This is a genomic window from Bradyrhizobium sp. MI1.3 (genome assembly GCF_055811695.1).
On record NZ_JBVVPQ010000146.1, the window covers coordinates 1 to 6410 of the forward strand.

Sequence of the window (6410 nt, forward strand, 5' to 3'; positions counted from 1 at the left end):
CTCGCCGATGGTCTGAAGCGGTACGGCTATCTACTCAATCCTGGAAGCAAGGCCGGCCTTCCCATCGGCTTTCATGCATCCGGTCCCGAAGGTTTCCAGCTTGTCGGAATGACCTGCCCGGCATGTCATACGCGCCAGCGAACGCTTTCCTTCTTCTCGATGGGAACGCGGGTCGGGTTGATCTTCTTCTTGAGCTGCGCGGTGCCTTTGAACTGTTTCCGTGTCCAGAACTTCACCGCCGCCAATCCCAGCGGTAGGCCCTCGACAGTTACGGCGAGACTGGAATGCATCAGCATTCCGCAGACCGTGTGATGACGCCAACGGCCATCCTTGTCCCGGCCGCTATTGACGCTCTTGGTCAGGCCGATGGCGCTCGTATTCGCACGTTGGTAGGAGAATTCCGTCGTGTCCTGAATGAGGAGAATTGGGCCCGTACAATCGTCGTAGCGCGTGCGTGTGGCGGCGAAGTGGCCGCTGAGGATGTCAGCTTCCTCCACGCGTTCGTTGGCGAAGAAGCGGTAGGCCGCCTTCGTGCTCGCCCAGTCCTGGCATGCGAGCGGTATGCTTCCGCCCATGCCGTCACCAATTTGCTTCAACAGCTCCCCAAATCGCTGACCCAGACGGGCATCTTTGAAAGCTGCTTTGTCGATCTCCCGCTCCGTCCAATGTTCGACGGCGCTTTCAGCACCATCATCCGGGCTGGCCGACCAACGACACGTCGTTCCGCTTGAACGCATCAAGGCACCTCGCCGCCGCGATTCAGGTGCTCGACAATGAATCACAAGCGATTCATCCGATTCAAGATTTTTCGATCGGGGCTATCGCAATAGAATCAAGCATTTGTGGGTAATTGAAAGCTTCGTCGTATGCGTACGATGCTGAAGCCATTTGTGAGGCGGTCACCCGCCCGACAATGCGGTTCGTACCGGTGAAGACTGCCGAACAACAAGCAGCCAGCATGATTTTGCGAACGCGAGAGATGCTAATGAGGCAGCGCAGCCAGACTGCAAATGCTCTGCGGGCTCATATGGCCGAATTGGGCATTATCGCCGGCACAGGCATGGCAAGCATCGCAAAACTCTTGGTCCTTCTCCGGGACGAAAAAGACAATAGGATCCCCGGCGCCGCCCGCTTTGCCCTGATCCTATTCGCTGAACAGATTGAGCTGCTTACAACCCGCATAGAGAAGCTCGACAGAGAGATTTTGGTTGCCGTCAGAAAGGACCCCGATGCAAGGCGTCTGATGAGCATTCCGGGTGTCGGTCCTCTCATCGCCGCTACCGTTCGGACATCGGTTTTGGATGCTCGCAATTTTGCGACTGCACGAGATTTTGCGGCTTGGACGGGGCTCACACCGAGGGCACAGTCGAGCGGCGGAAACGAAAGGCTCGGCGCGATATCAAAGCGTGGAAATCGGCAACGACGGACGCTCTTGATCGTTGGTGCGACCTCGATCATCAAGCTTGCTAAACGAGGCTTGAAAGTCCCGCTCTGGATTCGGACCATGCTGCAAAGACGGCCGGTCAAGGTCGTATCCGTGGCGCTCGCCAATAAGATGGCGCGCACCATCTGGGCCTTGCTGGTCAGAGGCGGCATCTATCAGGCGCCGGCTGCAATGCTGAAAACCTAATCTTAAGAGCTCTCCGGCGGAAGAAGAAAGCTGCCGAGGAGGCAAGGTGCAAATCTGGATGAACCCCGAATGACGTCATTCCCGGTAGCAATCAGACCGCCTGACTCACTGCGCTTCGAGCGCGAGAAATTGATTGGGCGATTGCTTCCGCGGATATCATCGTGGCCAGCGGCCAGGCGCCGTGTTTTAGAGGCCGAACATATGACCGCACCGTCATCCCTTGTTCAACCAGAGAAAGATCTTGCGGCCCGGGCCGTTCCACATATGAGTCAGAGCCCTTATTCCATGCCGAAACACATATCGGCCGATCGAGCTGCGCGCTTGTTGATCTTGTCATAGGCCCTCACGTATAATTCCGCGCATTTGCCGCTGCGCCACAAGCCTGTGCCGGGCGCTCCTGCCGTCCATGCTTATCGGGATGTCGTAGTCGGCGAGCAAGGAGGGATCGGTCGAGAGTTTGAAGCTGCTTTGACGGATGACACAAGCAGTCGATGTTTCTCAAAAGATGCTTTCCGGTGGAAGACATTTGTGCGGGAGACCTATCGTCAGACCACCATCAACCACGATTTCCGAGCCGGTTAGATAGGAGGACTGGTCGCTGAGCAGGAACAACACTGCTTCCGACACTTCTTGCGGCTGGGCGGCCCGCCCGAGTGGAATAGGAAAACAGTAGCCATCACAGTTCCTGGTGGTCGGGGTGGCGACCAAGCCGGGATGAACAGAGTTCACTCGGACACCCGACGCCGCTGCCTCCAGGGCGGCGGACTTCGTCAGACCCCGAACCCCGAACTTCGAGGCGACATAGGCATTGAGCCCTGCACTACCACGCAGCCCCTCGACTGATGAGATGTTCACGATCGAACCGCCGCCAGCGCGGCGCATCGCGGGTAGAGCCGCCTGCATGCCGAGGAACACACCAGTAAGATTGACTGCGAGGGTTTTGTTCCACTGATCGAGCGAGAGCTGCTCGATCGGGGCAAAGCTGCAGATACCCGCGTTGTTGACCAGGCCGTTCAGCGCGCCGAAGCTATTTTCCGCGCTCGCGATCGCGTTGCACCACTCCTCCGGCTGTGTGACGTCCTGACGCACATATAGAGCCGACGTACCAAGTTGAGCCGCGAGGATCTCTCCTTCTTCCTGAAGAAGATCAGTGATCACCACTCTTGCCCCCTCGTCTACCAGCAGGCGGGCATGAGCGGCACCCATCCCTCGAGCTCCGCCCGTGACCAGAATGACTTTCTCATTCATACGCCTCACGACAGGGGCCTCGCTTCGTTTGTTGGCTAACGGCGGTGCAGCGTTTTCCAAGCACTAAAAAGAATGCCGGGATCACGCTGGCCCTTGTAGAGGGGCGAGACCCCGCGTTTAACGTCGAGCAAGGTGAACACGGCGGTTTGCGCCGCGCGAACGGAATATTCCACCGTAAACACGACGTCGTCAGGCATTTCGCAGAATTGGCCGATGAAGGCGAGATTGCGCGATCCCTTGGGAATCACCTTCGGTCGGTCCGTCCCAGTCCGTGGCATGAACTGGGCCGTGATGTAGGGCATCATCGCGGTCACGACGCGCGAGCTGTCGAGAATGCGCGGAATACTGTCCGTAAAGCGCAAGTGCAAAAGCAACTCGATAAGGACTTCACGCCCCGTGCACTCTGACATGGGCCTATGGACGAAGTTACCGGGTTGGTCTGGGAACAGCCCGTAACCCCACCAGACCCAAACATTCTTCGGCTGTTCGAAATAGTGTGGCTGTGCGTTAAGGACAATGGTCAGAAGCCAATTGGAATCCTTGATCGTGATTAGTCCGCCGTGCCCGGCACTGCTTCCGGTGAAGGCTTCAAGCCGATCGAAGAAGGTCGAATCATCGCCCGTGACCGTGAAGGACTCCCATTTGGATTTGGCAAGACTAGAGACAAAGGCCGCGGGCTGACCGAAGTCCGGGCTTATGCTGGCCAAACGTTCCCATAGCTTCCAAGAGCTGCCGTTTCGGTCTCTGTTCAGAACCGGAACCGTGTCCATTGAGCCGTAGCTGGTGTCGGATGTCATCGACCCGTTCGTGATGAAAACCAGATCTCGCTCCGTCAGATCTATAGCGCGATGCTCCCCGCCCTGCTTGTAGCGTAGGCACGTGGCAGTCTTCTGCCCGTGTTGGATCAAGACATCAATATCGGTGACCTCCGCCCCCTTCTCCAGCCGCACGCCTCGCATCGTCAACCACGCGACGATCGGGCGAACTATGGCATCGAACTGGTTGAACCGGGTCCGGTAGATCCCCCTCATGCTGTCGATGGTCGGAAACAGGTGCAGGAACCTGAGGCAGTAGCGCTTGAACTCGACCGCACTATGCCAGGGCGCAAAAGCGAAGGTGGTGCACCAGATGAACCAAAAGTTACTGTTGAAGAACTCGGACTCGAAGCAGTCCTGAATCGTCCTAATGCCAAGCACAGATTCCGGGGTTGCGCATAAGGCCACGAGATCGAGTCGGTCTTTCTCCGTAAAACCAAGGTCAGACACGTCGACGATCTCACCGCCCGAGATCAGGCGTGCTTTGTCGTCCCAGGAGAACTCCTGATGAAACTCCATCAGTTCGTCCTTCACCGACTTGGCCGGATCGCCGATCGAGGGAATGAAGGAGAGTAAATCGAAGGTGCAGTTAAAGTTCTCCTCGAACATGCGCCCGCCGCGCATCAAATAGCCATCTTTCGGATTGCCCGTTGCGTCGAGGCTACCGCCAAAGTGCTCCGTCTCCTCGAACAGCACCACATTAGGGCCCATAAGCCCGCCCTCCTTGATGAGATAGGCCGCAGCCGCCAACGCGGCGATGCCCGTTCCGACCAAATAGGCTCTACGTGGAGTCGCCTGCGGATGGGGGCGCGATAACTGGGGCGCAGGGCACATGAGGTCCTCCGAGAACACAGGTTGTACCAGGGCGTGTCGATCCGGTGATCGTCAGTTGGGGGCTCAACGGACCTATGTGACCAACCACAACATAGCTCTCCGTTGCGGGAGCTGGGCCTACCCCTTTAGGTAGCTGTCGCCGGGCCGAAGTGAGCTGCTGCCGGTTTGATGGACACCGAGATTGGGTGTTTCATGAAGCCGGAGGGGCCCGAACACTTCGATCCCAACGTCATCGTCAGCAAGGCGCTCGAGGCCGCCGTCAACGCTTCGTCTGAAATTTGGAAGCCGCGGCGCCGCGTCACGCGCTCAAAATAGGCGTCAAGCACCAATCAAAAAGGCCGCAGAGCTACGCTTACGCTTGTGCAGCGTCGCCGCATGAAAGACCGTCCGCACCCCTTCATCGCCTGCTCGATGAACACTGGATCGCCGATTGACCCGCGTGATCGGTGAACACCGACCGCTTGATCTCTACGCCGCGCGCCGGCAACGCCGCAGAAGGACGGCTAGCATCAGCGCCGCCCAATGCCCGGCGCCACCCGTCACAAGTATTGTCATTACTTCCACATCTGTGTTGGCACTAAAAGCGTAAGAAGGCAGCTACAACTGAAGATGTGGGCGCATAAAATATGCGCAAATACTCCTCCAGTACGCCCTTCACATCTCCGGCTTTGGTATTGTCGCATTCGTTAGCGAATCTTGGGAACGGGCAGCACATACTCACGTGTGAGTTGCGCCAGCGCCAGCTTACGTCTTTCTACCTCGATTGGATTGGCCCAAGAAAGTGCTCGATCGACACCGACCGAGATGTTCGGGTACATCGGCGGACACTTCGATTCCGAGTTCCTCAATCAGTTCTTGGGACAGGGCCTCGCGTGGTGTTTTACCCCGTTCGATCTTTCGGCCCGTGCTGCATGAAACTTTCGGTCCCACGCTTGCGTACCAGCAGAATGTTACCTACGACATCCGTCATGGGGGCAGTAGCGATCTGCGTTGTGCGCCTGGCTGCGGCGTCATCCATCAAGCAACGACCCTTTTTTCAAAACAGTCTGTGGGACCGCTTGCGGTAGCACTATCAGCAGCGGGACAATGACGACCATACCGGCGGCCAGCATCACTCCCGATACGCCGGCTACAGTCAATATCTGGGCGCCAAGGACGGCTCCGAAGCCGATGGCTGAATTGATGACCGCCGAGTGTATCGCGGCAGCAGTCATGATTGTCGAACCGGCGGCGCGCAGGATCCAGGTCTGCAGTCCCGCGAACAGCGCCGCGGCGGCGGCGCCCCAGATGACCAGCAAGACAAGGACCCGATCTGTCCCCAGTTGGGGACCGAACCATCCAAGGCCAACGAGCGCCAGACACAGGGCCCAGCAGTGATGATGGACTTGGTGAATCGGTGGATGAGAACGCCGGCCAGGATGTTCCCAAGAAATCCTGCTCCACCAAAGCTGAACAATAACGCGCCAATCATGACATGGGCAAGATTTGGTCTCTCTGAGGAATGGTTCTATAAATGTGTACGCCGCGAAGTGCGCCGCCGCCATGAATGCCGTTACGGCATAGATCCCCAGCAGGTCATGTCTGCGGCAGACCGATCCAAGCTCTCTCCATCCCGCTGGCGTCCCGGCCTCCATGTTCGGAAGAACTGCCACCATCAGGGCTGAGGTGATCAGTCCGATGGCTCCAATTAATCCGAACGCTGCACGCCATCCGCTCACCTGACCGACGAGGTTCGCGAGCGGCACGCCAACAACGGTCGCCATCGAGATCCCGCCGAATACGATTGCGGTCGCAACACCCATACGGGAGCTATCGCCGAAAGTTGGTGACGGCGGGAATCGGGAAGGCGGCATATCGTGGGGGTGCTTGACGCCTCCACTTCT

4 protein-coding genes and 1 pseudogene are annotated in these 6410 nt (G+C 57.9%); 1 reads left to right on the top strand and 4 read right to left on the bottom strand.

What is annotated here, in order from left to right; genetic code table 11:
- Nucleotides 1-125 precede the first annotated feature (125 nt).
- On the bottom strand, nucleotides 126-737 hold the full coding sequence (locus tag AC0L3A_RS39665) for an IS4/Tn5 family transposase DNA-binding protein (RefSeq protein ID WP_473256459.1): 612 nt from the start codon (nucleotides 735-737) through the stop codon (nucleotides 126-128).
- A gap of 131 nt (nucleotides 738-868) precedes the next feature.
- Between AC0L3A_RS39665 and AC0L3A_RS39670 the strand changes: the two are divergent.
- Nucleotides 869-1630 (top strand): annotated as a pseudogene (locus AC0L3A_RS39670) (IS110 family RNA-guided transposase); the annotation flags it as partial.
- 498 nt (nucleotides 1631-2128) lie between these two features.
- Here AC0L3A_RS39670 and AC0L3A_RS39675 read toward each other — a convergent pair.
- From AC0L3A_RS39675 to AC0L3A_RS39685, 3 genes are all read right to left on the bottom strand, one after another.
- Nucleotides 2129-2887: a glucose 1-dehydrogenase gene (locus AC0L3A_RS39675; RefSeq protein WP_439034105.1), complete on the bottom strand. Its 759-nt coding sequence runs from the start codon at nucleotides 2885-2887 to the stop codon at nucleotides 2129-2131.
- Between the two features lie 26 nt (nucleotides 2888-2913).
- Nucleotides 2914-4527, bottom strand: coding sequence for an oleate hydratase (locus tag AC0L3A_RS39680; RefSeq protein WP_473256457.1), 1614 nt, complete (start codon nucleotides 4525-4527; stop codon nucleotides 2914-2916).
- Nucleotides 4528-5537: 1010 nt separating this feature from the next.
- Nucleotides 5538-6410: MFS transporter (locus AC0L3A_RS39685; protein WP_473256458.1), on the bottom strand; the 873-nt coding region annotated here is incomplete at its 5' end.